Consider the following 24,552-nt stretch of genomic DNA (forward strand, 5'->3'; position numbering starts at 1 on the left):
ATATTCAGGGGAATACATGCGCAAGATCACACTGGCGCTCAGCGCCGCCTGCTTATTGTTCTCGCTTAATAGTGCAGTCGGTGCCCGAGCCTCCGCACCAACGCCGCTTTACACCGGAACCACCGCCGCCATTCTGGCTGAACAAGCCCCCATTCACTGGGTCTCCGTGGCACAAATTGAAAATAGCCTGATGGGCCGCGCGCCAATGGCTGTCGGTTTTGACATCGACGATACCGTCCTCTTTTCCAGCCCTGGCTTCTGGCGAGGCAAAAAAACTTACTCGCCTGAGAGCGAGGAGTATCTGAAGAACCCGGAATTCTGGGAAAAAATGAACAACGGCTGGGATGAATTCAGTATCCCGAAAGAGGTGGGTCGCGCACTGATTGCGATGCACGTAAAACGCGGCGACAGCATCTATTTCATCACCGGTCGCAGCCAGACCAAAACGGAAACCGTCAGCAAAACCCTGCAGGGCGATTTTTCCATTCCGCCAGCGAATATGAATCCGGTGATTTTTGCCGGGGACAAGCACGGGCAAAACACCAAAACCCAGTGGCTGGAACAGAAAAATATCAAAGTGTTCTACGGCGATTCGGATAACGATATCTCTGCCGCCCGTGATGTCGGTGCTCGTGGCATCCGCGTTCTGCGTGCCTCCAACTCGACGTACCGCCCGCTGCCCATGGCCGGCTCTTTTGGCGAAGAGGTGATTGTTAATTCTGAATACTGATAATCGATGATTATTTGTACAAATCGGGCCTGCCCGGGTTTACCTTTTGTCGTCTTGCTGCACACTTAAAGAGGCAAGTCCTCAGGTCGCACTCAACCCACTCACAGGGGAGCAAAGATGACAATTTCGGAGATACTGCAATATTGCATGAATAAACCGGGCGCCGGGCAAAGTGTCCACAGCGACTGGAAAGCCACGCAGATCAAAGTGGCTGACGTGCTGTTTGCGATGGTAAAAGAGGTAGAAGGGCGTCCGGCGGCATCGTTAAAAACCAGCCCGGAACTGGCGGACCTGTTGCGTCAGCAGCACAGCGATGTGCGCCCGAGCAAGCATCTGAATAAAGCGCACTGGAGCACTGTCTATCTCGACGGCTCGCTGCCCGATTCGCAGATTTACTATTTGGTGGATGCCTCTTACAAGCAGGCCTTTGAACTGCTGCCGGAAAATACCCGACAGCAGCTTTCAGACTGAGGATTACAGCAGAGGTTTAAGGAAGCGCGCGGTGTGCGAGGCTTCGCACTCGGCAACTGTCTCTGGCGTACCGGAGACGAGGATTTCACCGCCGCCGCTGCCGCCTTCCGGACCGAGATCCACAATCCAGTCTGCGGTTTTGATGACATCCAGATTGTGCTCAATGACCACAATGGTGTTGCCCTGATCGCGCAGCTGATGCAGCACTTCAAGCAACTGCTGGATATCGGCAAAGTGCAGGCCGGTGGTTGGCTCATCCAGGATATACAGCGTCTGGCCTGTGCCGCGTTTCGACAGTTCACGCGCCAGCTTCACGCGCTGGGCTTCACCGCCGGAGAGCGTTGTCGCTGACTGCCCGAGACGAATGTAGGTCAGCCCCACGTCCATCAGCGTTTGCAGCTTACGCGCCAGCGCAGGCACCGCATCGAAGAACTCACGCGCCTCTTCAATGGTCATATCCAGCACTTCGTGGATCGTTTTGCCTTTGTACTTAATCTCCAGCGTTTCGCGGTTATAGCGCTTGCCTTTGCACTGATCGCACGGCACGTAGATATCCGGCAGGAAGTGCATTTCAACTTTGATCACACCGTCGCCCTGACAGGCTTCACAGCGGCCACCGCGCACGTTAAAGCTGAAACGTCCTGGCGTATACCCACGCGAGCGTGATTCAGGAACACCGGCAAACAGTTCACGTACAGGCGTAAAGACGCCCGTATACGTAGCCGGGTTTGAACGCGGCGTACGGCCAATCGGGCTTTGGTCGATATCGATCACTTTATCGAAATGTTCCAGGCCCTGAATGTCGCGATACGGCGCTGGCTCGGCGAGCGTTGCACCGTTCAGCTGAGTCTGTGCAATCGGGAACAAGGTATCGTTAATCAGCGTCGATTTACCGGAACCCGACACCCCGGTGACACAGGTGAACAGCCCAACCGGCAGCGTCAGCGTGACGTCTTTCAGGTTGTTGCCGCGCGCGCCAGTCAGCTTCAGCACTTTCTCTGGGTTGGCCGCAACGCGCTGCTTCGGCACGTCGATTTTGCGTTTGCCGCTCATGAACTGCCCGGTCAACGACTCCGGAACGGCCATGATGTCGGCCAGCGTCCCTTCGGCGACCACCTGGCCGCCATGCACACCCGCGCCAGGGCCGATATCGATGACGTGGTCTGCGGCGCGGATTGCGTCTTCGTCGTGCTCGACCACAATCACCGTGTTGCCCAAATTACGCAGGTGGATCAGCGTGCCGAGCAGGCGTTCGTTATCGCGCTGGTGCAGGCCGATGGACGGCTCATCCAGCACGTACATCACCCCGACTAAGCCCGCGCCAATCTGGCTTGCCAGACGGATACGCTGCGCTTCGCCGCCGGAGAGGGTCTCCGCTGAGCGAGAAAGTGACAGATAGTTCAGGCCGACGTTCACGAGGAACTTCAGGCGATCGCCAATCTCTTTCAGCACTTTCTCCGCAATCTGCGCGCGCTGGCCGGAGAGCTTAAGATTGGTGAAGAAGTCCATCGCGTGGCCGATGCTCATGTCTGAGATGGTCGGCAGCGCCGTGTTCTCGACAAAGACATGGCGAGCCTCGCGGCGCAGACGCGTCCCTTCACAGGTGGTGCAGGAGCGGTTGCTGATAAACTTCGCCAGCTCCTCGCGCACTGCGCTGGACTCGGTCTCTTTGTAGCGGCGTTCCATGTTATGCAGCACGCCTTCGAACGGATGGCGGCGCACGGAGGTATCGCCGCGATCGTTCATGTACTTGAACTCGATGTTCTCTTTGCCGGAACCTGACAGCACCACTTTATGAACATTTGGGCTTAAACTCGCCCACGGCGCTTCGATGTCGAACTTATAGTGTTCGGCCAGAGATTTCAGCATCTGGAAGTAGTAGAAATTACGGCGATCCCAGCCGCGAATCGCGCCACCCGCCAGCGAAAGCTCCGGATTCTGAATGATGCGATCCGGATCGAAATATTGCTGCACGCCCAGACCATCACAGGTAGGGCACGCGCCAGCCGGGTTGTTGAACGAGAACAGACGTGGTTCCAGTTCGCGCATGCTGTAGCCGCAAATCGGACAGGCAAAGTTCGCGGAGAAGAGCAGCTCTTCGGCTTTCGCATCGTCCATATCCGCGACGATAGCGGACCCACCCGACAGCTCCAGCGCCGTTTCGAACGATTCGGCCAGACGCTGCGTGAGATCGTCGCGCACTTTAAAGCGGTCAATCACCACTTCAATGGTGTGTTTCTTTTGCAGTTCCAGCTTCGGCGGATCGGAAAGGTCACACACTTCCCCGTCGATACGCGCGCGGATGTAGCCCTGGCTTGCCAGGTTTTCCAGCGTTTTGGTGTGCTCGCCTTTCCTGTCTTTAATGATAGGCGCCAGCAGCATCAGGCGCTTGCCTTCAGGCTGCGCCAGCACGTTATCCACCATCTGACTGACGGTTTGCGCGGCCAGCGGCACGTCATGATCCGGGCAGCGCGGCTCGCCCACGCGGGCAAACAGCAGGCGCAGATAGTCATGAATTTCAGTAATCGTACCGACCGTAGAACGCGGGTTGTGGGACGTTGATTTCTGCTCAATGGAAATCGCAGGCGACAACCCTTCGATATGGTCGACGTCCGGCTTTTCCATCAGTGACAGGAACTGACGCGCATAGGCGGAGAGCGATTCAACGTAACGACGCTGTCCTTCGGCATACAAGGTGTCGAAAGCCAGAGATGACTTGCCAGAACCCGATAGCCCGGTCACGACAATCAGCTTGTCGCGAGGGATTATGAGGTTGATATTCTTGAGATTATGGGTGCGGGCGCCCCGTACTTCGATCTTATCCATTCACCTTTCCCGGTAGAGACTCGGATGCCTGGTTTGTTTGAAGGACAAACGGCAGAAACGGCTAATTATGACACAATCTGACCTGTTTTAATATACAGTATTGGAAAGCAGGTTCCGATTTAATGTGCAACAATGTTTAGGTAGCGTGAGTTCTGTGGAATCGCGGTCGCAGCTATCAAATTGCACCGTGGAAATGGTACACTCGCGCGTTTACACTATTAAGAAACGTATTCAGGAGACACAATCATGGCCAGCAGAGGCGTAAACAAGGTGATTCTCGTCGGTAATCTGGGCCAGGACCCGGAAGTACGCTACATGCCGAGTGGTGGCGCAGTTGCCAACATTACGCTGGCTACTTCCGAATCCTGGCGTGATAAAGCGACCGGTGAGATGAAAGAGCAGACTGAATGGCACCGCGTTGTGCTGTTCGGCAAACTGGCAGAAGTGGCTGGTGAATATCTGCGTAAAGGTTCTCAGGTGTATATCGAAGGTCAGCTTCGTACCCGTAAATGGACCGATCAGTCCGGTGCAGAAAAGTACACCACTGAAGTTGTGGTAAACGTCGGCGGCACCATGCAGATGCTGGGTGGCCGTCAGAGCGGTGGCGCACCTGCGGGCGGCGGCCAGCAGCAGCAGGGCAGCTGGGGTCAGCCTCAGCAGCCACAGGGCGGCAATCAGTTCAGCGGCGGCGCGCAGTCTCGTCCGCAGCAGCAGTCTGCTCCAGCACCGTCTAATGAACCACCAATGGATTTCGACGACGATATCCCGTTCTAAGACTCAGACCGTGCTGTCGCCTGGCGGCACGCTGTTTGCACTGGCCTGCTCATCATTTTGCAGGCCAGAGAAGCGCAGCGCCGCCCGGTGATAAAACGCAAAAGCCCCTTTTTGGGGCTTTTTGTTTTTTATCTCTCCAGGGAAAATGGCTAGCGTTCGGGCTGCATATACTCCTGGTGAAAATGCTCTTTACTGATCGGGCGGGAGAAGAGAAAACCTTGTCCGTATTTCACACCGTGGCGCAGCATCGCGGAGACGTGCGTGTAATTTTCCACGCCTTCAATAATGACATCGATATCAATCTCATTGATATAATCCAGCATTAAAAACGTCTTTTCGATATTTCCGGCAGTCAGACAACTTCTGTCGAGCTTAATATAATCTGTTGTCCAGATAGCAAGCCGTGATTTCAATGTCTCCAGGCTGTCAATACCATCCCAGGCGAGCTGAATGCCGGCTTCGCTCAGCCGGTCGAGATTTTGGCAGACAGATTCTTCCGGTGTATCGATGATATCCGTAATTTCAAAAATAAAGTTTCGCGGTGACAGATTATTTTGCTGCATCATGTCTAACGCGCGCGCCGAAAAATCATTATCGTTCAACTGTACCTGTGAAATATTCAGGGTAAAAAGCGGATTTTCCCGCAACGCCTGCGGCTGTCTGGCGATAAATTTAAATGCCTGGGCCATGACATAATCACCCATCGGCAAAATTCCGCCCGTCTCTTCCAGCTGGCTGATAAAACAATTCGGTGGCACGATATTGCGCCGATGGGTGCCGCGCACCAGAACTTCACCGCCTATACAGGCGAAGCGCGAAAGATCGAAAATGGGTTGAATAACAAAATCGATACCAGCATCGAGCTTGTTTTTTTCGACACACTGAACAACAAAATGTGTACTTTTTTCCATGCCAGCCTCATCACCATAACGTTACCCGTTCAAAGCGACACACTCTGCGCCAGACTTAAACAGGAAGGGTAACAATGCGGCGGTGCAGAATAAGCCAGTGTATTACAGAATTCTGCAGGAAGTATAAATACGGAAAAGCGTTTGAAACGGGAAAGAATAATATTATGGGAAATTTTATTGTTTTACATCTGGAAATGAAATTTCCCATAGAGTGAATAACAATAACCTCATTCGTTCTTTAAATCGTATTCGATAAGTTTCCAGGTGACGGGGTAGCCATTTTGCCAGGGCATCGTGTCACCCTTTATAACATTTACCACATTGGTCACCGCAGGGTTATCTATTCGCCAGTAACCGCTTTGTGGACATGCATTTCCACTGGAGCGTTTTATACCTAAGGGGCTGCGCGAGGATTCTGTTTGCGATCCGTAGGCGGCTACGGTTGCCATGGTCAAATTACTACTGTCAATTTTCATTATTAAGTATCCATAATTTAATCATCCCATTTTTAATATTGCGACAAAATACCAACAAAACTTAACACCTCATTCTCATTAATTATAAATATAGATACCCTGAATGGGTTTATATTGCAAAGTGGGGAGGCATTCGCCACAATAGAGCTATTATTGGATGAAAGTTGAGCAATTATGATCTCTCGCCGCATTCTGTTTTGCCTCATGCTAATGTTGAGCAGCAGCGCCATGGCGGTGAACTGCCAAAGAGCCGTCACGCCGCTGGAAAATACGATTTGTAATAACGACAACTTGCACTGGCTCGACAGCACCCTGTCGGTGGTTTATCAGCAGGCGATTCATCAGGATGGTCTGGCGGCAAACGATAAAGAGTATCTCCACTGGGAAAAACTGCTGGAAAAATGCACAACCGCTGTCTGCATTGAACGTGCGTACTACGCCGGGATCAGTGGGATTTCCAACGTTAACCGCGATTTTAAGTGGGAAGGCAAATGGTGGAACATGCTGGCGCCCAATATGAGCGGCGGGGTGATCCAGTTCAGTCGCAGTGCCCAGTGGAGCGAGACGCTGGATATTCGTGCCTGGGCGGGGTTAAACAAAGATGAATTCACCGCTGAGGCACGCAAACTCTACGGGATGCTGGTGGTCGAGAAGGTGGTGGACACCAATAACTGCAAACTGCTGCTGATCCCCAAACACGACGGCTCCCTCCAGGTTTACAGTAACTCCGACTGGGGCTGCCGCATGTCGATGCCAGCCGGGGTATTCCTCGATGGCGCTTATCAGATGGCGGAACACGATCCGCGCCCCAAAGCGACGCTGCTCACCCTCGGGATCTTCCAGGATGCCGCCCTCGACGACAAATTCCGCACGCTGGTCGGCGACGATTACCAGAACTTCGTCAACAGCGCGAACGTCTATATTTATCAGAATGATATCGACAACATCGGTGCCCGCGTGATCTCCATGTGGGTGCAAGGTGCGGCAAATAAACACACGGCTATCGTGATGTACACGCCGAAAGGGGAAATCTGGGCCGGGCTGATTTCGCCAGCGAAAGGGGGTGGCCTGATGTTCAGCTATTACAGCACCGACGGTAGCGATCAGCGCCATATGCCGCGCACCCTCGCCGGATGGAAACTGCGTTTTTTGGATGATTAATTGGCAGGAATTGCCGGGTAACGCAGCGCTTGCCCGGCTGACAAAACCGCTCACGCAGTGCCGCCGGGCATTCATCACGGACTACGACAACGTCCCCACAATCGTCAAATCACTGTCATCCGGCACCTCGTTATACGACAGCACATTCAAATTGCTGGCAAACAGACGTCCATAGCGTGAAATCAATGGTCGCAGCTGCGGCGTCACCAGCAGCAGCGGTGGCATCCCTTTCGCTTTCATCTGCTCCTGAATAATCGGCATCGTGTTCTGCAACTGCGTCAGAATGTTCGGGTCGACCGGGAAGCTATCCAGCGCCACTTTTCCACTCTGTTGAGACTGATTTAGCGCGCCCAGCAGCATATTCTCCAGCGCGTTATCAATGGTGTAGGCCGCCAGCTTCTGCCGGTCACCATTGATATTATGAATAATGGCGCGACGCAGGGCGTAACGCACGTCGGAGGTCAGCAGGATCGGATCTTTAGTCACTGCCGAGCTTTCCAGCAGCGTCGAGGCGATGGTGACGATATCTTTCAGTGACACCTGCTCCAGCAGCAGCTGGCGATAAATCCGCAGCAGCAGGCTAAAGTTGAGGGCGTTCGACAGATCCTCCGCCAGCTTCGGTGCCTGTTGCGCCAGACGGGCGTGCAGATGGGTAATATCGTCGTAATTAAACAGTTCCGGCAGATGCTCGCGGGCGACTTTATTCACGTGCGTCGCGACCACGCTGGCGCAGTCCACTACCTGATAACCCAGATTTAATGCATTGGCTTTCTGTTCCGGGTCGATCCAGACGATCGCCATGCCGTACGCCGGATCCGTATCCAGCACGCCGTCGATTTCGCCGTAAAGCTCCGCCCCTGGAATCGCCATCAGTTTTTCAGCATACACCTCCGCCAGCGCAGTGCGGATGCCGTTGATATGAATCGCATATTGCGCAGGCTTGAGGCGGAAATTCTCCCGGATGCGAATCTCCGGCAGCAGCACGCCACACTGCTCAGACACCACCTGGCGCACCCCGCGAATACGTTGCGACAGCGGGCTGCCCTTTGCCGAGTCAATCAGCGTCACCAGTTTGTACCCCAGATTCAGGCCAATCGGCTCCACCAGCGGAATGCTTTCCCAGTTGATGGCAGGCGCGACATCCTGGCCCAGTGCATCGGTGATCGCCTCGTAATCCGTCTCTTCTTCGGCGGGTTTAACCACTTTGCTCTGCCGCCAGGCGGCAAACAGCAGTAAACCGGTGAAGCACAGAAACGCGATATGTGGCATACCGGGGACAATCGCCAGAATAAACATGACGAAGGCGGCGGTGTAGAGCACATGCGGTTTGGCCAGCAGCTGGGTTTTGATCTCATCGCTGACGTCATCGCCGTCGCTGACGCGCGTCACGATAATCGCTGCGGCGGTCGCCAGCAGCAGGGAAGGGATCTGCGCCGCCAGGCCGTCACCGATGGTCAGCAGAACGTACTGCTGGAACGCGTGGCTGGCATCAAGATCGTATTTGAAGATACCGATACAGATCCCGCCGATGACGTTAATCACCAGCACCATGATCCCGGCGATGGCGTCACCACGGACAAACTTCGAGGCTCCGTCCATCGCGCCGTAGAAGTCGGCCTCTTTCGACACCTCTTTACGCCGATCGCGCGCCTGTTTCTGGTTAATTAGCCCCGCATTCAGGTCGGCGTCGATCGCCATCTGTTTACCGGGCAGGGCATCAAGGGTAAAACGCGCCGACACTTCGGAGATACGTTCTGCCCCTTTGGTGACCACCACAAAGTTGATGATCATCAGGATGATGAATACGACAAAACCGACGACGAAATCGCCGCCGATCACCACCTGTCCAAAGGCCTCGATCACCTTACCGGCTGCACCTTCCCCTTCGTGGCCGTGGAGTAACACCACGCGCGTGGAGGCGACGTTCAGGGTCAGTCGCATCAGGGTGGTGATCAGCAGGAGCGTCGGGAACACGGCAAAATCGAGCGGACGCTGCATGTTTACCGCCACCAGCAGGACCGTCACGGCCAGCACGATGTTGAAGGTAAACAAAATATCCAGCATCAGCGGAGACAATGGCAACATCACCATCGCCAGCACGCTGAGCAGTAATATCGGTACGCCGATGCGGCCCTGACGGAGAATGGCAAGCATTTGCTGTGACTTACTGTTCGCCATGGGTTTTTAATACCTCTTTAGGAATGTTGATCTGTTTGTTCAGGTTCGGTTTGGCCTCAAGCTGGCCGGTGCGCCAGGATTTGAGCTGCATGACGTAGGTCAGCACATGCGCAATGGCGCGAAAAAGCTGGGCCGGAATTTGCTGGTTAACGCGCGTGGAGTGGTAAACCGCTCGCGCCAGCGGCGGAAACTCCACCACTTCAATCTGGTGCTGGCTTGCCACTTCACGGATGTAGAGGGCGATATCATCGACCCCTTTCGCCACGATGTACGGGGCTTCTGCTTTGTTCGGATCGTATTTCAGCGCCACCGCGAAATGGGTTGGGTTGGTGATGATCACGTCCGCTTCCGGTACGGTGCGGTTAATCTGCCCCATCGCCATCTGGCGCTGGAGCTGGCGGATACGCCCCTTGATCTGCGGATTCCCGTCGTTATTTTTGTACTCTTCCTTCACCTCTTGCTTGGTCATGCGCATCTTTTTGGTGAACATGAATTTGGTCAGCGGCACGTCGAGCAGAGCAAAAATCACAATCACCGAAATGAAGTAGATCAGCACATGGTGAAAAATGCCAAAACCGGCGTGGATCGCCTGGTTGAGGTTCAGGCGCTGCAGATGCAGCAGCGGATTCAGGGAGCTGTGAACCATCGAATACAGCACCGCCAGAATCACCCCGCACTTGAGCATCATCTTGCCCACTTCCACGTAATGGCTGGCGGCAAACATGCGCTTTATGCCGCTGATCGGGCTGATTTTTTTGAAATCGGGCTTCAGCTTCGACAGCGTAAAAATCCAGCCGCCGGGGATCAGGCTCGCCACAATACAGGCCAGTGGAATCGGCGCGAGGGTGGCGATAAAGCGCAGGATCACCGAGACGTTGAGCATCAGAAACTGGCTCAGCGCGCCGCTATCGTCCAGCCGCCCGGCCATCATTCCCACCGAGGTAAAAGATTCCGTAATCAGCTGCTGGTAATAGGGGAAAAAGCTGCTCAAAGTGATAAACGAGGTCAGCAGCCCCACCGCCATGGTCAGGTCTTTCGAGCGCGGCAGATCGCCCTTTTCCCGTGCCTTGCGCAGTTTCTGGGGAGTGGGTTTTTCGCTCTTATCTCCGCCCTGGGCCATCAGTGGCTCCTTACGGCTTCGAGCCTGGCCAGAATTTCATTGGTCAGGTTGAGATAGTGGTCGGGAATATTGGTCATCATCATCGAAATACAGAGCAGGCCGAACAGCATGCTGATGGGAAAGCCGAGCGAGAACAGGTTCAGGGTCGGAGAGATGCGGTTCAGCAGGCCAAACCCCCCTTGCACAATCAGCATCACAAAGGTGGTGGGAAGGGCGATTAATGTCGCCGCAGACATTATCCAGCCCAGGCTTTGTACGATTAATAATAATGTCGGTTTATTAATCGCCTGACCGAGGGGCCACCAGACAAAGCCTTTAAACAGAATCGTCACCACCAGCAGATGCCCGTCCATAATGAAAAACAGCAGGGCGCAAAAGGTGTAAATAATCTGCGAAATCACGGTGGTTGAGCTGCCGTTGACCGGGTCGTTCATCATCGCCATCCCAAGGCCCATATTCATTGAAAGAATATGTCCGGCGGTTTGCAGGGCGACAAACACCAAATGCATTGCCATGCCAAACAGCATGCCCCACAGCATCTGCTCGCCGATGAGCAGAAGGGTACGCACCGACAGCAGCCCGGTGAGCAGCACTTTTTCCGGCAGCATCGGGGTGATAATCACCGACAGCGCGAGGGCGAGCGCCGCTTTGATGCGTTTGCTAAAGGCGCGGTTATCCAGCACCGGGCAAAAGTGGATAAACGCCAGAATGCGCACAAACGGCAGAACGAGCGCCATCAGCGGGTTAATCAGAGTGAGAATATCGATGCCCATGGCCGTCAGCCCACCAGCGCCGCCGCCTGGTGAAAGAGATTGACGGTAAAGTCGACTAACTGGGTCAGCATCCATTTGCCGCCAATGATCAACACCGCCAGCGTCACCAGCAGACGCGGCAGAAAGCTCAGGGTCTGTTCGTTAATTTGCGTGGTCGCCTGAAAAATACTGACGCACAGGCCGACGATCAGGCTCGGCACAATTGCCACCGCCGAGATAATCAGCACCAGCTTGATGCCGCTCGCCATGATGTCACCGGCAATATCCATCGTGACCATGGCTATACCCCTTGCACGCTGGAGGTGAGGGTGCCGACAATCAGCGTCCAGCCGTCACAGAGCACAAACAGCATCAGCTTGAACGGCAGCGACACAATCAGCGGCGACAGCATCATCATCCCCATCGCCATCAGAATACTGGCGACAATCAGGTCGATAACCAGGAACGGGATGTAGATCATGAAGCCAATCTGGAAGGCGGTTTTCAGCTCGCTCAGCAGGTACGCGGGGGTAACCACCGTCAGATCCTGCTCGCGCGGATCGCCCGTCACTTTGGCGATATCCATCATCTGCGCCATTGCTTTATTGCTGGTTTGCGCCAGCATGTAGTTCTTCAGCGGCGTCTCCGCTTTGCCAAACGCCTGTTTCATGGTGATTTCATCATTCTGAAACGGCACGATGGCCTCATCGTAAATCGTCGTCCAGACCGGGCGCATCACCAGCAGCGTCAGGGCCAGCGCGATGCCGGTGAGGATTTTGTTCGGCGGGCTTTGCTGCAGCCCGAGCGCCTGGCGCAAAATCGCCAGCACGATGATAAACCGCGTAAAGCAGGTCATCATCAGCACCATCACCGGCAGTAACCCCAGCAGGGTCATCAGGATCAGGATTTCAATTTTGACGTTGTAATCCTGGCCGCCGTCGGTGGTGGCCGAGCTAAAGAGCGTAATATCGCCGTTCGCCGCAAACAGCTGCGGTGAAAAGAGCAGCCCGGCAAACAGCAGCGCGGGCGCCACGGCGCGAAGCAGCGGTTTCATCGCGTCAGTTCACCCAGTTCTTTGCTGTTGAACTCCAGAATGCGCAGGCCGTATTTATCGTTCAACACCACCGCTTCGGCTTTACCGAACAGAATGCCGTTCACTTTGATGTCCAGCGCTTCACCGGCCATTTTATCCAGCTCAATCACCGAGTCATGGTTGACGGTCATCAGGTCGGCCAGCGAAATCTCCACCGACGCCACTTCCAGGGTCAGGGTGACCGGAATGCGGCTGAACAGCGCCATTTTGCGCAGATCGTCGATGCCGCTCGCCGTCTCAGGTTGTTCCTGAATATCCAGGCGGATATTGCCTTCAACCGTCTCTTCGCGCGGCATATCGCCGAGGTTGAGATCGCTGAAATCCAGGGACTGGCTCAATTCTTGTTGCAGATCACTCATAAGGCTTCTCGATGGTTCTGTCGTTAAATCCACAGAGGAATAACTTGCTGTGGTCTTCGGCGATGTTGGCGTCAAAAATCTGCTCTTTCCCGATATACACAGGAACGGGATCGTTGATGCTCATAGGGATGATGTCGCCCGGCTTGATTTTGGCCAGTTGGGCGACGGTTAAATTCAGGCTGGCGACTTTGCCGCTCAGTTTTAGCGGCAGGCTGTAAAACAGACGTTCGATCTGCGAACGGTCCGGCGTGGGTTTAGGGCCTGCTTGGCTGTCCGTCAGCGGGTCGCGCAAATTCATCAACATGTGATCGACGTGCTGATTATCAAATAACAGCGTAAAACTGCCGTGCTCATACCCTTCGAGACTAAAAGTGACGCACCACGCCCACTGATTAATAATGGTGGTGTTATCGCTTTTAATTTCGAGGTCCTGGCCAAAGGTCTCTTTATCAATCAGCAAACGGGTGAGATCCAGCCCGATTTTTGTTTTCAGACGATCTTCTGTTTTGGTTACCGGTTGGCTGATGTCCGGTGAAATATTTCCGCTCTCTTTCCCCAGACCATAATAGTCATGAAGAATGTGCAGGAGTAATGAACGCTCGATGCTAAACGCAATGGAACCGAGCGGCGTGGAAAAAAGTTGGGTGTTTTTATGCGTCTGGTCAATCGCAAACGTCATCGATTCCAGTGCGACATTTACCCGCAATTTTTTAAGAAAATAAATGCTCAGACGCGAATCAAAGATATCGAAGCTGTCATTCATTAACTTGGGTAATTTATGCCATGGGCGACCGAGCTTGCTCACATCGAGCTTCACCATGTCGGGAATCGCCTGACGTGGGTAGATTCTGATTCGCTGAGGAGCTGCTTGCATAGTTCTTCCGCATAAAAAGAGTGATAAGCGTAAAGCGTCAGAGATAAAACAAAAAACGCTAATCGGTTCTAAAATAATTTAAGTTTCTTAAAACGGTGCCGCTTTACCTATTCAGGAGGAATTACCTGCCAGAGATAAATCCAGACGCACACAGTTTATTAAGGACAAGAATTAGACTCTTTTTAGACGATCGGTACAAGATTGTCCGGGTTATTAATTCCTTATTTTACAGGCGCTTATTAAGATTAATAACTTTTGTAACTCTATGATATTTATAGATTAATATTTTAATACCCATTAAAAACAAGACATCTCACCCCGCACCGATATACTGCGCTTCAGTCATGAATTCCGATGCTTCACTGTATCCGGTGACTTTCGTAACCCATATCGAACTTATGCATTTATAAATATCCGCGCCAGGCGGCGGAATATCTGTGCAGCAGTTTCAGGTTAATGAATTGATTAAATTGTTGGTGAGTTGTTATGAGTATTGTTATTGAACATGAAGCCCAAAATGAAAATGGATTTGTTGCCAGCGCACCAGAAAGCGTCAATGTATTTTCATTAGCGCGTCGCGTGGCTAAATATAATGTATCGGTACTTATTACTGGCGAGACCGGAACAGGAAAAGAGTGTATCTCCCGCTATATTCATGAGAATGCATTAGGTGCCGATGCACCTTATGTTGGCGTGAACTGTGCGGCCATTCCGGAAAGCATGCTTGAGGCAATTTTATTCGGCTACGAAAAAGGTGCTTTTACCGGAGCGGTCACAGGCGTTGCCGGTAAATTCGAACAGGCGAATGGCGGAACCTTATTGCTCGATGAAATCGGTGATATGCCGTTAGCCCTGCAGGCGAAATTATTGCGCGTCTTGCAGGAGCAGGAAGTTGAGCGTCTCGGCAGCCATAAACGTATTCCTCTGGATATTCGCCTGGTCGCCTCCACCAATAAAGATTTACAGCAGGAAATTGCCGAAGGGCGTTTTCGTCAGGATCTCTTTTACCGTATTTCCGTCGTGCCCATTCATATCACCCCGCTGCGTGAACGCCGTCAGGACATTATTCCTTTAGCGCTGCGTTTTATTGCTAAATATAAAGCCTTCCATAAAGGCAATATTCGTCTGAGCGACGAAGCGCGCCACGCGCTGCTGGCTTACGAATGGCCGGGCAACGTGCGTGAGCTGGAGAACGTTATTCAGCGCGGCATGATTCTGAGCAACGGCGAAGAGATCACGGCGGTGGATTTTGGCCTGCCGGTGATGATTCCTACCGTCGAAATGCCCGACCTCGACGTCATGCCTGCCTACCGCGAGCAGCAGAGCGCGGCCAGCGCGATGAGCAACGTGAAGCTTCATGGCCGTATGGCGGAGTTCCAGTACATCCTCGAACTGCTAAAACGTCACAACGGCAACAAATCTAAAACGGCGGCTTTTTTGGGTATCACCCCGCGCGCGCTGCGCTATCGACTGGCGTCAATGCGTGAAGAAGGCATTGATGCCGGTTGCTACTCGTAACGGCATAAGGGACTTAACCAATGGACAAAATTACCGCTATCGGTCTTCACGCCAGCCAGCAGGCGATGCTGGACAAAATGCACAATACGGCCGCGATGGCGGCGTCTGGCGCAGTGAATCAGGGGCAGATGATCGCCCCCGGTGCGTCGTTTCCCGACGTGGCGGGCGCAGGCAATCTCTCCTTTTCCCAGGTGCTGAATAACGCGATCGATAACGTCGATGCGGTCCAGCACTCTGCCGGAGCAAAGCAAAAAGCGATTGAAATGGGACAGAGCGACGATCTGGCTGGTGCGATGATCGAATCGCAGAAGGCGAGCGTGGCCTTCTCCGCCATGATGCAGGTTCGCAACAAACTCACCACTGCGCTCGACGAAGTGATGAATACTCCGCTCTAAGGTCTCCTCCGTGCTGAATAAGTTAAAAGAAAAACTCTCCGCTTTACCCTTGCCTGCCGGGCGGCTGAAACCCCAGTGGCTGATTACCGCAGGTGGCTTGCTGCTGGTGGGGGCGATCGTCTTCTCCCTGTGGCGCAGCAATCAGGGCTATGTGGCCCTGTACGGCAGCCAGGAAAATATTCCCGTGGCGCAGGTGGTGGAAGTTCTGGGCGCAGAGGCGATTGCCTACCGCATAAACCCCGACAACGGCCAGATCCTGATCCCGGAAAACAAGCTCCCGCGTGCACGCATGGCGCTGGCGGCGAAAGGGATTACGGCGGTGATGCCGGAAGGCTACGAGCTGATGGACAAAGAGGAGATGCTCGGCAGCAGCCAGTTTGTGCAGAACGTTCGCTACAAACGCAGCCTCGAAGGGGAACTGGCGCGCAGCATTATGGCGCTCGACCCGGTGGAAAGCGCCCGTGTGCATCTCGGCCTGAGCGAATCCAGCTCCTTTGTGATGACCAACAAACCCCAGAGCAGCGCCTCGGTGATGTTGCAGTTGCGCTACGGCAAACATCTGGATGAGCAGCAGGTCGCCGCGATTGTCCAGTTGGTCGCCGGCAGCGTGCCGGGCATGCAGGCAAACAGCGTGCGCGTGGTGGATCAGGCGGGCAATCTGCTGTCGGAGAACGGCCAGCAGGGCACCACCAATATGGCCAGCATCCGCCAGGGGCGCGATGTGATTGAGCGTATCAAACACGAAACCACCAGTAATATCGCCGGGCTGCTGACACCGCTGTTTGGTAGCGAAAACTACCGCATCAGCGTGACGCCGTCCGTGGACATGAGCAGCGTCGAAGAGACTCAGGAGCGCTTGGGCAAAGAGCCGCTGGTCAGCGACGAGAATATCTCCCGCGAAAACACCACCAACGAGCTGGCGATGGGCATTCCTGGCTCGCTCAGCAACCGTCCGGTGACGCCACCGGCAGCCGCCACGGCACCTGACGCGCAGCAGCAGACCACGCAAACTCAGAGCAGCGATCCGCGCTCCCTCACCAACCGCACCCAGGAGCAGCGTAAGTTTGCCTTCGATCGCGATATCCGCCACATCCGTCATCCCGGCTACAAGCTGGAGAAACTGCGCGTGGCGGTGGCCCTGAATCAGGCCGCGCCATCTCTCGCCTCGATGACGCCGGAACAGCTCGCCACGCTGACGCGGCTGGTCGAGGACGCCGCTGGCATCGAAAAAGATCGCGGTGACTCCCTGACCCTCGACCGTCTGACCTTTGTTGATATCACGGGCGACGGCCTGCCGGTGCTGAAATGGTGGCAAGACCCGTCCATTCAATACTGGGGACAAATGGGCGGTATCGGCCTGCTGGCGCTGTTAACCCTGCTGTTTGGCGTGCGACCTCTGGCTCAGCGCCTGGCGCGCCGCGACACGCCTGCCATCGATGCGATTGAAGCGAAAGGGCTGGACGACGCACCGGAAAATGAGCTGGTCACCACCGAAAACGGCCTGACCGGATTGCCAGGCCCGGCATTCAATCAGGATACCGACTTGCCGCCACTCAGTTCTGGCCTTGAAACCAAGGTGGAATACCTGCAAATGCTGGCGGAAAACGAAACCGAACGTATGGCTGAAGTACTGAAACAATGGATCAACAGCAATGAGCGAACACCTAATAAACAAGAGCAGTAAAGGTAGCGTCAAAAGTGGACGCAGCCGCCTGGAGCAGGCCGCCATTCTGTTGCTCAGTGTGGGCGAAGAAGCTGCCGCAAAGCTGATGCAGAAGATGAACCGTGATGAAGTGATTTTACTCAGCGACACCATGGCGCGGCTGCACGGCGTGAAGGTGGACCACGCGCGCTATGCGATGAACAACTTTTTTGACGACTACCGCGAGCAGAGCGGTATCAACGGCGCCTCGCGCAGTTATCTGCGCAGCATTCTGGAGAAAGCGCTGGGCGGCGAAATCGCCAGCAGCGTGATCAACGGTATCTACGGCGACGAGATCCGCCACCGCATGGCGCGTCTGCAGTGGGTCGACGTGCCGCAACTGGCGGCGCTGATCGAGCAGGAGCACCTCCAGTTACAGGCGGTATTCCTTGCTTTCCTGCCGCCGGACGTGGCCGCTAGCGTGCTCAGCGCCCTGTCGCAGGAGCGTCAGGACGAAATCGTCTGGCGTATCGCGCGCCTCGATGACGTTAACCGCGACGTGATTGACGAACTGGATCGCCTGATCGAACGCGGCGTGGCGGTGCTGTCCGAGCACGGCTCGAAAGTGGTCGGCATCAAACATGCAGCCAATATCGTCAACCGTATTCCGTCCAACCAGCAGCAACTGCTCGATCAGCTGCGCGAACGGGATGCGGGCGTGGTGGAGGAGCTGGAAGAGGAGATGTACGAGTTCTTCATCCTGAGTCGTCAGACGCCAGCCACGCTGCAGCGTCTGATGGAGGAGATCTCCATCGAAGAGTGGGCGGTTGCCCTGAAAGGCACCGAGCCGGTACTGCGCCAGACCATTTTCAACGTCATGCCGAAACGCCAGGTTACCCTGCTGCAATCCACCACTACGCGTCTGGGTCCGGTTCCTGTGAGCCGCGTCGATCATGTGCGTAAAGAGATCATGGCCACCGTCCGTCAGCTGGCGGAAGAGGGCGAGATTCAGGTGCAGCTGTTTGCCGAACAGACCATGGAGTAACCATGTTTAAAAAGCACAGCTTACCTTTAAGCGCCCTGACCCCGACCCGACAGGCGGTGATCAAACCGCGCCTGTACAAATTCCCGCCGCTGCGTAAACGCCGCCCGGCACACAGCGTGGCGGATGATATTCCCGCTGCGGCTGACGGCGCGGCGATACAGGAGCAGCTTCAGCAGGGATTTCAGGACGGCCTGAACCGTGGATTTGCCCAGGGTATGGAGGAGGGTAAAGAAGAGGGATATCAGGAGGGGCTGCGCCTCGGTTTTGACGAAGGCGTGCGGAAAGGGCGATCCGAAGGGAAAACCCAGGCGCGCCAGCAGTTTCTCGACGCGGCCCATCCGCTGGATGAGATCATTCAGTCGATGGAAACCTTCATGGCGAACTACGAACAGCGTCGCCGCGAGGAGTTATTACAGCTGGTGGAGAAAGTGACCCGGCAGGTGATCCGCTGTGAACTGACCCTGCATCCTACGCAGATTTTGACGCTGGTGGAGGAAGCGCTGAGCGCATTGCCCCAGCAACCCGAGCAGATCAACGTCATGCTCAACAGCGAAGAACATCGCCGCATCAGTGAAGCCGAGCCGGAAAAAGTGGCCCAGTGGGGGCTAATGGCGGACCCCGATCTGGCCCCCGGTGAATGCCGCGTGGTGACCAACACCACTGAAATGGACGTGGGCTGCCAGCACCGACTGGACCAGTGCATGGACGTGCTGAAAGAGACGCTGCTGCCGGAATCCCGCGATGAGTAACACCGATTTCGCGCAGGTTTTGCGCTCCATCGACAACATCAACCTCGCCCGCGTGGCCGGGCGCCTGGTGCGCGTGGCGGGCATTTTGCTGGAGTGCGTCGGGTGCCGTCTCGCCGTCGGCCAGCTGTGCCAGGTCGAAAGCGCCGAAGGGGAGTTTATCGAGGCGCAGGTGGTCGGGTTCGATCGCGACGTAACCTTTTTAATGCCCTTCAAACAGCCTTCCGGCCTGATGGCGGGCGCGCGCGTTTATCCCGCCGATAAACAGCAGGGGGTGCTGATTGGCGATCAGTGGCTCGGGCGGGTGGTGAACGGCCTCGGCGAGCCGATTGACGACAAAGGCAAACTCTCCGGCGACACGGTACTGCCGCAGCAACTCCCGCAGGTGCATCCTCTGCGACGTCAGCCGGTGGCCGCACCGCTCGACGTGGGCGTGCGGGCGATTAACGGCCTGTTGACCATCGGCAAAGGCCAGCGAGTGGGGTTAATGGCGGGGAGCGGCGTTGGCAAAAGCGTGCTCCTCGGCATGATCACCCGCTATACCCAGGCCGACGTGGTAGTCGTGGGGCTGATCGGCGAGCGCGGGCGCGAAGTGAAAGAGTTTATCGAACATTCGCTGGGTGAAGAGGGGCGGCGCAAATCCGTGATCGTCGCCGCACCAGCCGACGAATCGCCGCTGATGCGTATCAAAGCCACAGAGCTGTGCCACACCATCGCCAGCTACTACCGCGACAAGGGTAAAGACGTCCTGTTGCTGGTGGACTCCTTAACCCGCTACGCCATGGCGCAGCGTGAAATCGCCCTTTCGTTGGGCGAACCGCCCGCCACGAAAGGCTATCCGCCATCGGCATTCGGCATGATCCCGAGACTGGTTGAAAGCGCGGGCAACAGCGAAAGCCACGGCTCAATGACCGCAATCTACACGGTGCTGGCAGAAGGCGATGACCAGCAGGACCCGATAGTCGACTGCGCCCGTGCGGTGCTGGACGGGCACATCGTCCTGTCGCGCCATCTGGCGGAAGCGGGCCACTATCCGGCCATCGACATCGGGCAATCCATCAGCCGCTGTATGAGCCAGGTGACGGAGCGCGAACACCAGCTTTCGGCGCGCACCCTCAAGCAGCTGTACGCCGAATACCAGAGCATCAAGCCGCTCATCCCGCTGGGCGGATACGTGGTGGGCGCCGATCCGATGGCCGATAAAGCGGTCAATCTCGCCCCGGCAATCACCCGGTTCCTGCAGCAGGAAGTGCAGGATGCGGCGCTGCTCGACAAAACCATCTCCGATCTCAACGTACTGGCGAAAGCAGGATAATCGACGATGAGTAAACTGATTCAGACCCTCGAACAACTCCATGTGCTGCGCAACCGCGCGGTAAAAGATCTCAGCAGTAAACTCGCCACTCAGCAGCAGCTGTGCCAGCGCCTGGAGAAGAACATTCACGCCCTGTCGAACCTCGTCAACCACAGCACGCCGGAGATGCAGGGCAGCGCGACCATGCTTCACAACCAGTCGTTCTACAAACGCAATATCCAGCGAGTGATCGACTGGCAGCGGCAGGAGCAGGCGCTCGCGACAGTCGAAGCGCAAAAATTGCAGGGGAATTTGCTGGCGGAATCGCGCCGGGAAAAGAGCCTCGAACTGGTGCTCGATGGTCGTCGACAGGACCTGCGCCAGGCGCAGGAGCGACGCGAGCAAAAAGTCACTGACGCCGTCTCCGCGCAGTGTTGGTTAAGACAACAACAGGCCCAGCGGCAGCGATAAGATGGCTACTAATTTGATGCAGTCGCTGCTCAAACGCCAGCAGCAGAAAAAAATCACCGAATTCCCGTTTGTCAGCGTGATCTGTCCGACGTGGGAGCGCCGGGCGTTCCTGCCCTATCTGCTCTATCTCTTTCAGTATCAGGACTATCCGGCCGATAAACGCGAGCTGGTGATCCTCGACGATTCCGCGCAAAGCAACGAAGATCTGATCGCCATGATGGTCGATGCGCGCGTGGACAATGTGCGTTATATCCACAGCCCGGAGCGGCTGGATCTCGGTGAAAAACGCAACAAACTCAACGAGCTGGCCAAAGGGGAGTACATCGTCTGCTTTGACGATGACGACTACTACCCGCCGAACAAAATCAGCGCGCAAGTGGGCGAGATGCAGCGCAACAATGCCCTCTTTTCCGGCAGCGACACCATTTACATCTGGTACAGCCATCTCGATAAAATCTATCGCACCCATTCGTTTGGCGCCCACCACGCCCTGAACGGCACCTTTGCCTATCATCGCCACTTCCTGAAAAACCATCGCTATGAAGACTCCGCGAGGCTGGCGGAAGAGCAGGCGTTTCTGAATAACTTCACCGCGCCAGTGCTGCAAATCGATCCCCGCGAGGCGATTTTGTGCATTTCGCACAGTGCTAACACCTACGACAAAGATTTCGTGCTCGGCTCCAGCCAGCCGACGGCGCTGACGCTGGAAGATTTCGTCTCCGATCGCAATCTGCTGAACCACTATCGCCGCCTGAGCCACGCGCCGCTCAGCACCTCCGTGCAGTGGTCGGCGTTCGATAAGGTGGCGGTGCTGTATGACCAGCCCGATGAGCTTGAACATCAGCGTCAGGCGCTGGTCGCTCTTGGACTCGATGCGCAACAGCTGGTGCCTTTTGCCCGCGACGGGCAGGACGGGCTGACGTCCCACTGCCAGGTGCTGGACACGGCGATGCGCGAGCAGTGGCAAAGCGTGGTGCTGGTGGATGCGTCGGTGAAATACGTGCGCAAAGAGATGTCGATAAAAACGGTAAACCAGCTCCTTTCCCGCCTGGCTCATATCGACTGGCAGGTGGTGGTGCTGGGGGCGCGCTATCAGCGTATTTCACCTCTCAAGGCGTTGCCGGGCGTGGCCCGCATAGCGCGCGCTGACTGCGGCTGCGCGTATGCCGTCAACGGCGAATACATCCCCGAGCTACTGGCGTGCTACCGCCAGGCCATCGCGCAACAGCTCACTCTTGATGAATGCTGGCCTGCGCTCATGCAGGCCCGCTGCTGGCTTGGTCTGCAGCCGAGCTTTGCTTTTTTACCCGAGATATCCGACCGCGAAAGCGGGAAGCGTATCGATTGCACCCACTGGTTTTTTCGCAAAAACTTTCAATGAAGAAGGGCCGCCACTCCAGCGGCCGGAGTACCCTATGGAACTGATTGAGCACTACCAACCCGAATATGTCGTCCGCTTTGCCGAGCGGGTACGGCCCTGCGAATGCCCTGCCTGTCAGGGGCGTACGGACGACTGGCCCGTCACTCACGTGAAGCTGAAAAACCAGCAGCGCGACAGCCTCGACGCGGGCTGCGAGACTGCGGCCCGCGAGATCCTGCTCAACCCGCAGGCCTTTGTTCTGCATACCTCAACGACCCGGCCGCAGAGCGAGCAGGGGCTGAGCGCCTGGGACGAAACCCTGAACCAGCAGTGCATCAACCTGGCGGTCCATCCGGCGCTGACGCTGGAGAGCAGCCTGTACGCCATCGGCGTGTTGCTCAGTAAAGCGCAGCGTTATCTCGACAGCGATCAGTGCGAGCCGCACCAGCTGCTGGAGATGGGCGAGCAGCTTTCGGCGCTGGCGGAGCGCGGGATCCTCGACGAACAGCTGCGCCTTCTGCCGCCGATTGAGGTGAATCGCGTGGAAGCGCTGGAGCAGATGGGCGCGATGCGCCTGACCCTCAATCTGCCCGTAATGCAGAAAATGAGCATGATGCTGAAACTCAGCGAGCTGGCGGTGATGCAGCCTGCCCGTCTGCAGGATCGCTTACGCGAGCTGGAAGCCGGTGCGGCGCGCAACGCCCTGCTGAACGAACAGCCGCATATCCTACGCAACGCCCTGATCTATAAACTGTATGGCGAATGTTTGCCAGGTCCCGACGCCGACAACTACGGTGATGTGCTGATGTCCCTGACCCGCATGATGTTCCAGCTGAAAATGCTGTGCGCCATGTGGCTCGAGGACAACGCTCAGCTCACCCACAACGATGTGGTGGCGCTGTTTAGCGCATGGTTTAACTGGCAGAGCGGAAATGTGTGGAAGGGCGCAAATTCTGCGGATTACACGTTACTGTGTGGGCTGTCGTTGATTTGATGTACATGAGCCATGTGGAAGGAAAATCATGAGCATAAATTGGGATCTGATCGATAAGGTTATTTACATTAATTTGAAAGATCGCGTCGACAGAAAAAAACGAATTAAAACGGAGCTGCAATTTCTCGGCATTCCCGAAGATAAAATTGTTCGTCTCAATGCGACTTACCACATGGTCGCTCAGATTGGCTGTGCACAATCACATATGAATGCAATGACGATGGCGATCAATGAACGTTGGGGAAATGTGCTGGTGGTTGAAGACGATATGGTCTTTAACCGGGATGATGAGTCTCAAGCGCGTATGCACTATTTCCTCAGCGCACTCGGGCATGTTGAATGGGATGCCGCTTTGCTCAGTGCTAACTATTTCAAAGTGAAAACGCTGAAAAGCACTTCCAGAATTGTGAAACCTGTTCAGGCATTGTGCGCCTGCGCCTATCTTGTACATGCAAATTATCTTCATACTCTGCGTGAAGTCTTTTCGCAGTCTGTTGAACGCCTCCTGAAAGGGGGGCATAAATATGATCATGCAGTCGATGTCGCCTGGCTGCCTGTAATGGCACGGGATCGCTGGTTGGGGATCTATCCTGTGGCGGGGCATCAGGCTCCTGGTTATTCCGATATAGAAAAACGGGTTATGGATTACACCGAACATTTTTATAAAGATTTGGCCGCCATTTCGGCGTCAGGAGGCTGATATTAACATCCCAAAAAAAATCCATATTGTCTGGGTGGGTGATGAATCAAAGACGCCTCGCGCCATGATTGATACCTGGAAAAAGCGCAATCCCGAATGGCAAGTGACGGTGTGGGGGAATGCTTCCCTGAAAAAAACAAAATGGATTAACCAAAAGCATATTAATGCGATGGCTGCATCAGGACAGTTTTGTGGTGTGGCAGATATCATGCGCTATGAGATTTTGTTTCATCACGGCGGATTTGCGATTGATGCCGACAGTATTTGTCTCCGTAAACTTGACGACTGGCTTTTTGACAGTCAGGTCTGTGCCAGCATGGAAAACGAGGTTGCGCGCCCAGGGCTTATTGCGAATGGCTATCTCGCCAGTGAACCAGGTGCCGCTTTGATGGCTGAACTCATTATGGGGCTCAGTGCGAAGAATACAGTCATTGATGACTTGCCGTGGAAAACGACGGGGCCTCAATATTTAACCGAAACGATCCATCGGTTGAAATATTCCAATATTACTCTCTGGCCGAGTCATTATTTTATTCCGGAACATTTCACCGGACAGAAATATCTCGGCAAAGGTCACCATTTTGCCTGTCAGATATGGGGATCAACCAAAGGGATTAATGATCGCCTTAACAACCTCGCTATCTAATCTATAAACAGGGCGT

General features: G+C 55.2%; 25 protein-coding genes. 15 read left to right on the forward strand and 10 right to left on the reverse strand.

The genetic code is table 11. The features are described 5' to 3' along the window. Positions 1-16 precede the first annotated feature (16 nt). Positions 17-730 carry an acid phosphatase AphA gene (gene aphA, locus ACB496_RS01330; RefSeq protein ID WP_100778052.1) on the forward strand — a complete coding sequence of 238 codons (714 nt, stop codon included), beginning with the start codon at positions 17-19 and terminating at the stop codon, positions 728-730. 117 nt (positions 731-847) lie between these two features. Continuing rightward, positions 848-1,201 carry an MmcQ/YjbR family DNA-binding protein gene (locus tag ACB496_RS01335; RefSeq protein ID WP_100778051.1) on the forward strand — a complete coding sequence of 118 codons (354 nt, stop codon included), beginning with the start codon at positions 848-850 and terminating at the stop codon, positions 1,199-1,201. A gap of 3 nt (positions 1,202-1,204) precedes the next feature. Here the strand turns inward: ACB496_RS01335 and uvrA are convergent, their stop codons facing one another. Beyond that, entirely contained in the window at positions 1,205-4,027 is a 2,823-nt protein-coding gene (gene uvrA, locus ACB496_RS01340) for an excinuclease ABC subunit UvrA (protein ID WP_100778050.1), read from the reverse strand. Positions 4,028-4,273: 246 nt separating this feature from the next. On the opposite strand from uvrA, the gene ssb1 reads away from it, so the two are divergent. Beyond that, positions 4,274-4,801, forward strand: a complete 528-nt coding sequence (gene ssb1, locus ACB496_RS01345) for a single-stranded DNA-binding protein SSB1 (protein WP_371974118.1) — start codon at positions 4,274-4,276, stop codon at positions 4,799-4,801. A gap of 149 nt (positions 4,802-4,950) precedes the next feature. On the opposite strand, the gene ACB496_RS01350 is transcribed toward ssb1, so the two are convergent. Both ACB496_RS01350 and ACB496_RS01355 read right to left on the reverse strand, forming a co-directional pair. Further along, complete coding sequence (locus ACB496_RS01350; protein ID WP_371974120.1) at positions 4,951-5,712, reverse strand: EAL domain-containing protein; 762 nt, start codon at positions 5,710-5,712, stop codon at positions 4,951-4,953. A gap of 227 nt (positions 5,713-5,939) precedes the next feature. Then, positions 5,940-6,188 carry a hypothetical protein gene (locus ACB496_RS01355; RefSeq protein WP_100778046.1) on the reverse strand — a complete coding sequence of 83 codons (249 nt, stop codon included), beginning with the start codon at positions 6,186-6,188 and terminating at the stop codon, positions 5,940-5,942. 174 nt (positions 6,189-6,362) lie between these two features. Here ACB496_RS01355 and ACB496_RS01360 point away from each other — a divergent pair, with 174 nt between their 5' ends. Beyond that, a complete protein-coding gene (locus ACB496_RS01360; protein WP_100778045.1) occupies positions 6,363-7,349 on the forward strand; it encodes a lysozyme inhibitor LprI family protein in 987 nt (328 codons plus the stop codon). 81 nt (positions 7,350-7,430) lie between these two features. On the opposite strand, the gene ACB496_RS01365 is transcribed toward ACB496_RS01360, so the two are convergent. The 7 genes from ACB496_RS01365 to ACB496_RS01395 are packed head-to-tail and all read right to left on the reverse strand — an operon-like array spanning position 7,431 to position 13,725. Continuing rightward, the gene (locus ACB496_RS01365; RefSeq protein WP_100778044.1) at positions 7,431-9,527 is read right to left on the reverse strand and encodes a flagellar biosynthesis protein FlhA; all 2,097 of its coding nucleotides are present in this window, start codon (positions 9,525-9,527) and stop codon (positions 7,431-7,433) included. Next, on the reverse strand, positions 9,514-10,650 hold the full coding sequence (gene flhB / locus ACB496_RS01370) for a flagellar biosynthesis protein FlhB (RefSeq protein ID WP_371975201.1): 1,137 nt from the start codon (positions 10,648-10,650) through the stop codon (positions 9,514-9,516). Before flhB ends, ACB496_RS01365 begins: the two co-directional genes overlap by 14 nt. Next, a complete protein-coding gene (gene fliR / locus ACB496_RS01375) occupies positions 10,647-11,420 on the reverse strand; it encodes a flagellar biosynthetic protein FliR (protein ID WP_371974123.1) in 774 nt (257 codons plus the stop codon). The genes flhB and fliR overlap by 4 nt, the downstream gene beginning before the upstream one ends. Positions 11,421-11,425: 5 nt before the next feature. Continuing rightward, positions 11,426-11,698: a flagellar biosynthesis protein FliQ gene (gene fliQ / locus ACB496_RS01380; RefSeq protein ID WP_100778041.1), complete on the reverse strand. Its 273-nt coding sequence runs from the start codon at positions 11,696-11,698 to the stop codon at positions 11,426-11,428. Positions 11,699-11,700: 2 nt separating this feature from the next. Further along, on the reverse strand, positions 11,701-12,453 hold the full coding sequence (fliP, locus tag ACB496_RS01385) for a flagellar type III secretion system pore protein FliP (protein WP_100778040.1): 753 nt from the start codon (positions 12,451-12,453) through the stop codon (positions 11,701-11,703). Next, positions 12,450-12,851: a FliM/FliN family flagellar motor switch protein gene (locus ACB496_RS01390; protein ID WP_100778039.1), complete on the reverse strand. Its 402-nt coding sequence runs from the start codon at positions 12,849-12,851 to the stop codon at positions 12,450-12,452. The genes fliP and ACB496_RS01390 overlap by 4 nt, the downstream gene beginning before the upstream one ends. After that, positions 12,844-13,725 carry a FliM/FliN family flagellar motor switch protein gene (locus ACB496_RS01395; protein WP_371974126.1) on the reverse strand — a complete coding sequence of 294 codons (882 nt, stop codon included), beginning with the start codon at positions 13,723-13,725 and terminating at the stop codon, positions 12,844-12,846. The genes ACB496_RS01390 and ACB496_RS01395 overlap by 8 nt, the downstream gene beginning before the upstream one ends. 486 nt (positions 13,726-14,211) lie before the next feature. Here ACB496_RS01395 and ACB496_RS01400 point away from each other — a divergent pair, with 486 nt between their 5' ends. From ACB496_RS01400 to ACB496_RS01450, 11 genes are read left to right on the forward strand one after another with little or no spacing between them, the layout of a single operon-like run. Further along, the gene (locus ACB496_RS01400) at positions 14,212-15,243 is read left to right on the forward strand and encodes a sigma-54 interaction domain-containing protein (RefSeq protein WP_100778037.1); all 1,032 of its coding nucleotides are present in this window, start codon (positions 14,212-14,214) and stop codon (positions 15,241-15,243) included. Between the two features lie 20 nt (positions 15,244-15,263). Further along, positions 15,264-15,638 (forward strand): flagellar hook-basal body complex protein FliE, encoded by a 375-nt coding sequence (gene fliE / locus ACB496_RS01405; protein WP_100778036.1) that lies wholly within the window; start codon positions 15,264-15,266, stop codon positions 15,636-15,638. Positions 15,639-15,648: 10 nt separating this feature from the next. Further along, a complete protein-coding gene (gene fliF, locus ACB496_RS01410; RefSeq protein ID WP_371974129.1) occupies positions 15,649-17,322 on the forward strand; it encodes a flagellar basal-body MS-ring/collar protein FliF in 1,674 nt (557 codons plus the stop codon). Then, the gene (locus tag ACB496_RS01415) at positions 17,291-18,325 is read left to right on the forward strand and encodes a flagellar motor switch protein FliG (RefSeq protein ID WP_100778034.1); all 1,035 of its coding nucleotides are present in this window, start codon (positions 17,291-17,293) and stop codon (positions 18,323-18,325) included. Before fliF ends, ACB496_RS01415 begins: the two co-directional genes overlap by 32 nt. 2 nt (positions 18,326-18,327) lie before the next feature. After that, complete coding sequence (fliH, locus tag ACB496_RS01420; protein WP_102105612.1) at positions 18,328-19,074, forward strand: flagellar assembly protein FliH; 747 nt, start codon at positions 18,328-18,330, stop codon at positions 19,072-19,074. After that, positions 19,067-20,386 carry a flagellar protein export ATPase FliI gene (gene fliI / locus ACB496_RS01425; RefSeq protein ID WP_371974131.1) on the forward strand — a complete coding sequence of 440 codons (1,320 nt, stop codon included), beginning with the start codon at positions 19,067-19,069 and terminating at the stop codon, positions 20,384-20,386. The genes fliH and fliI overlap by 8 nt, the downstream gene beginning before the upstream one ends. A gap of 6 nt (positions 20,387-20,392) precedes the next feature. Then, positions 20,393-20,836 carry a flagellar export protein FliJ gene (fliJ, locus tag ACB496_RS01430; protein WP_100778031.1) on the forward strand — a complete coding sequence of 148 codons (444 nt, stop codon included), beginning with the start codon at positions 20,393-20,395 and terminating at the stop codon, positions 20,834-20,836. 1 nt (position 20,837) lies between these two features. Continuing rightward, a complete protein-coding gene (locus tag ACB496_RS01435; protein WP_371974133.1) occupies positions 20,838-22,217 on the forward strand; it encodes a glycosyltransferase family 2 protein in 1,380 nt (459 codons plus the stop codon). Between the two features lie 34 nt (positions 22,218-22,251). Continuing rightward, complete coding sequence (locus ACB496_RS01440; RefSeq protein ID WP_371974135.1) at positions 22,252-23,190, forward strand: hypothetical protein; 939 nt, start codon at positions 22,252-22,254, stop codon at positions 23,188-23,190. A gap of 28 nt (positions 23,191-23,218) precedes the next feature. Further along, positions 23,219-23,890, forward strand: a complete 672-nt coding sequence (locus tag ACB496_RS01445; protein WP_371974137.1) for a hypothetical protein — start codon at positions 23,219-23,221, stop codon at positions 23,888-23,890. Positions 23,891-23,924: 34 nt separating this feature from the next. Beyond that, a complete protein-coding gene (locus tag ACB496_RS01450) occupies positions 23,925-24,536 on the forward strand; it encodes a glycosyltransferase family 32 protein (RefSeq protein ID WP_371974139.1) in 612 nt (203 codons plus the stop codon). Positions 24,537-24,552 lie beyond the last annotated feature (16 nt).

The organism is Lelliottia nimipressuralis, from assembly GCF_041464075.1.
Classification (GTDB): Bacteria; Pseudomonadota; Gammaproteobacteria; order Enterobacterales; family Enterobacteriaceae; genus Enterobacter; species Enterobacter nimipressuralis.

Bases quoted from the DNA above. Each gene is read 5' to 3' on its own strand.
- aphA (WP_100778052.1), top strand. From the start codon at position 17: ATGCGCAAGATCACACTGGCGCTCAGCGCCGCCTGCTTATTGTTCTCG.
- ACB496_RS01335 (WP_100778051.1), top strand. From the start codon at position 848: ATGACAATTTCGGAGATACTGCAATATTGCATGAATAAACCGGGCGCC.
- uvrA (WP_100778050.1), bottom strand. From the start codon at position 4,027: ATGGATAAGATCGAAGTACGGGGCGCCCGCACCCATAATCTCAAGAAT.
- ssb1 (WP_371974118.1), top strand. From the start codon at position 4,274: ATGGCCAGCAGAGGCGTAAACAAGGTGATTCTCGTCGGTAATCTGGGC.
- ACB496_RS01350 (WP_371974120.1), bottom strand. From the start codon at position 5,712: ATGGAAAAAAGTACACATTTTGTTGTTCAGTGTGTCGAAAAAAACAAG.
- ACB496_RS01355 (WP_100778046.1), bottom strand. From the start codon at position 6,188: ATGAAAATTGACAGTAGTAATTTGACCATGGCAACCGTAGCCGCCTAC.
- ACB496_RS01360 (WP_100778045.1), top strand. From the start codon at position 6,363: ATGATCTCTCGCCGCATTCTGTTTTGCCTCATGCTAATGTTGAGCAGC.
- ACB496_RS01365 (WP_100778044.1), bottom strand. From the start codon at position 9,527: ATGGCGAACAGTAAGTCACAGCAAATGCTTGCCATTCTCCGTCAGGGC.
- fliR (WP_371974123.1), bottom strand. From the start codon at position 11,420: ATGGGCATCGATATTCTCACTCTGATTAACCCGCTGATGGCGCTCGTT.
- fliQ (WP_100778041.1), bottom strand. From the start codon at position 11,698: ATGGTCACGATGGATATTGCCGGTGACATCATGGCGAGCGGCATCAAG.
- fliP (WP_100778040.1), bottom strand. From the start codon at position 12,453: ATGAAACCGCTGCTTCGCGCCGTGGCGCCCGCGCTGCTGTTTGCCGGG.
- ACB496_RS01390 (WP_100778039.1), bottom strand. From the start codon at position 12,851: ATGAGTGATCTGCAACAAGAATTGAGCCAGTCCCTGGATTTCAGCGAT.
- ACB496_RS01395 (WP_371974126.1), bottom strand. From the start codon at position 13,725: ATGCAAGCAGCTCCTCAGCGAATCAGAATCTACCCACGTCAGGCGATT.
- ACB496_RS01400 (WP_100778037.1), top strand. From the start codon at position 14,212: ATGAGTATTGTTATTGAACATGAAGCCCAAAATGAAAATGGATTTGTT.
- fliE (WP_100778036.1), top strand. From the start codon at position 15,264: ATGGACAAAATTACCGCTATCGGTCTTCACGCCAGCCAGCAGGCGATG.
- ACB496_RS01415 (WP_100778034.1), top strand. From the start codon at position 17,291: ATGAGCGAACACCTAATAAACAAGAGCAGTAAAGGTAGCGTCAAAAGT.
- fliH (WP_102105612.1), top strand. From the start codon at position 18,328: ATGTTTAAAAAGCACAGCTTACCTTTAAGCGCCCTGACCCCGACCCGA.
- fliI (WP_371974131.1), top strand. From the start codon at position 19,067: ATGAGTAACACCGATTTCGCGCAGGTTTTGCGCTCCATCGACAACATC.
- fliJ (WP_100778031.1), top strand. From the start codon at position 20,393: ATGAGTAAACTGATTCAGACCCTCGAACAACTCCATGTGCTGCGCAAC.
- ACB496_RS01435 (WP_371974133.1), top strand. From the start codon at position 20,838: ATGGCTACTAATTTGATGCAGTCGCTGCTCAAACGCCAGCAGCAGAAA.
- ACB496_RS01440 (WP_371974135.1), top strand. From the start codon at position 22,252: ATGGAACTGATTGAGCACTACCAACCCGAATATGTCGTCCGCTTTGCC.
- ACB496_RS01445 (WP_371974137.1), top strand. From the start codon at position 23,219: ATGAGCATAAATTGGGATCTGATCGATAAGGTTATTTACATTAATTTG.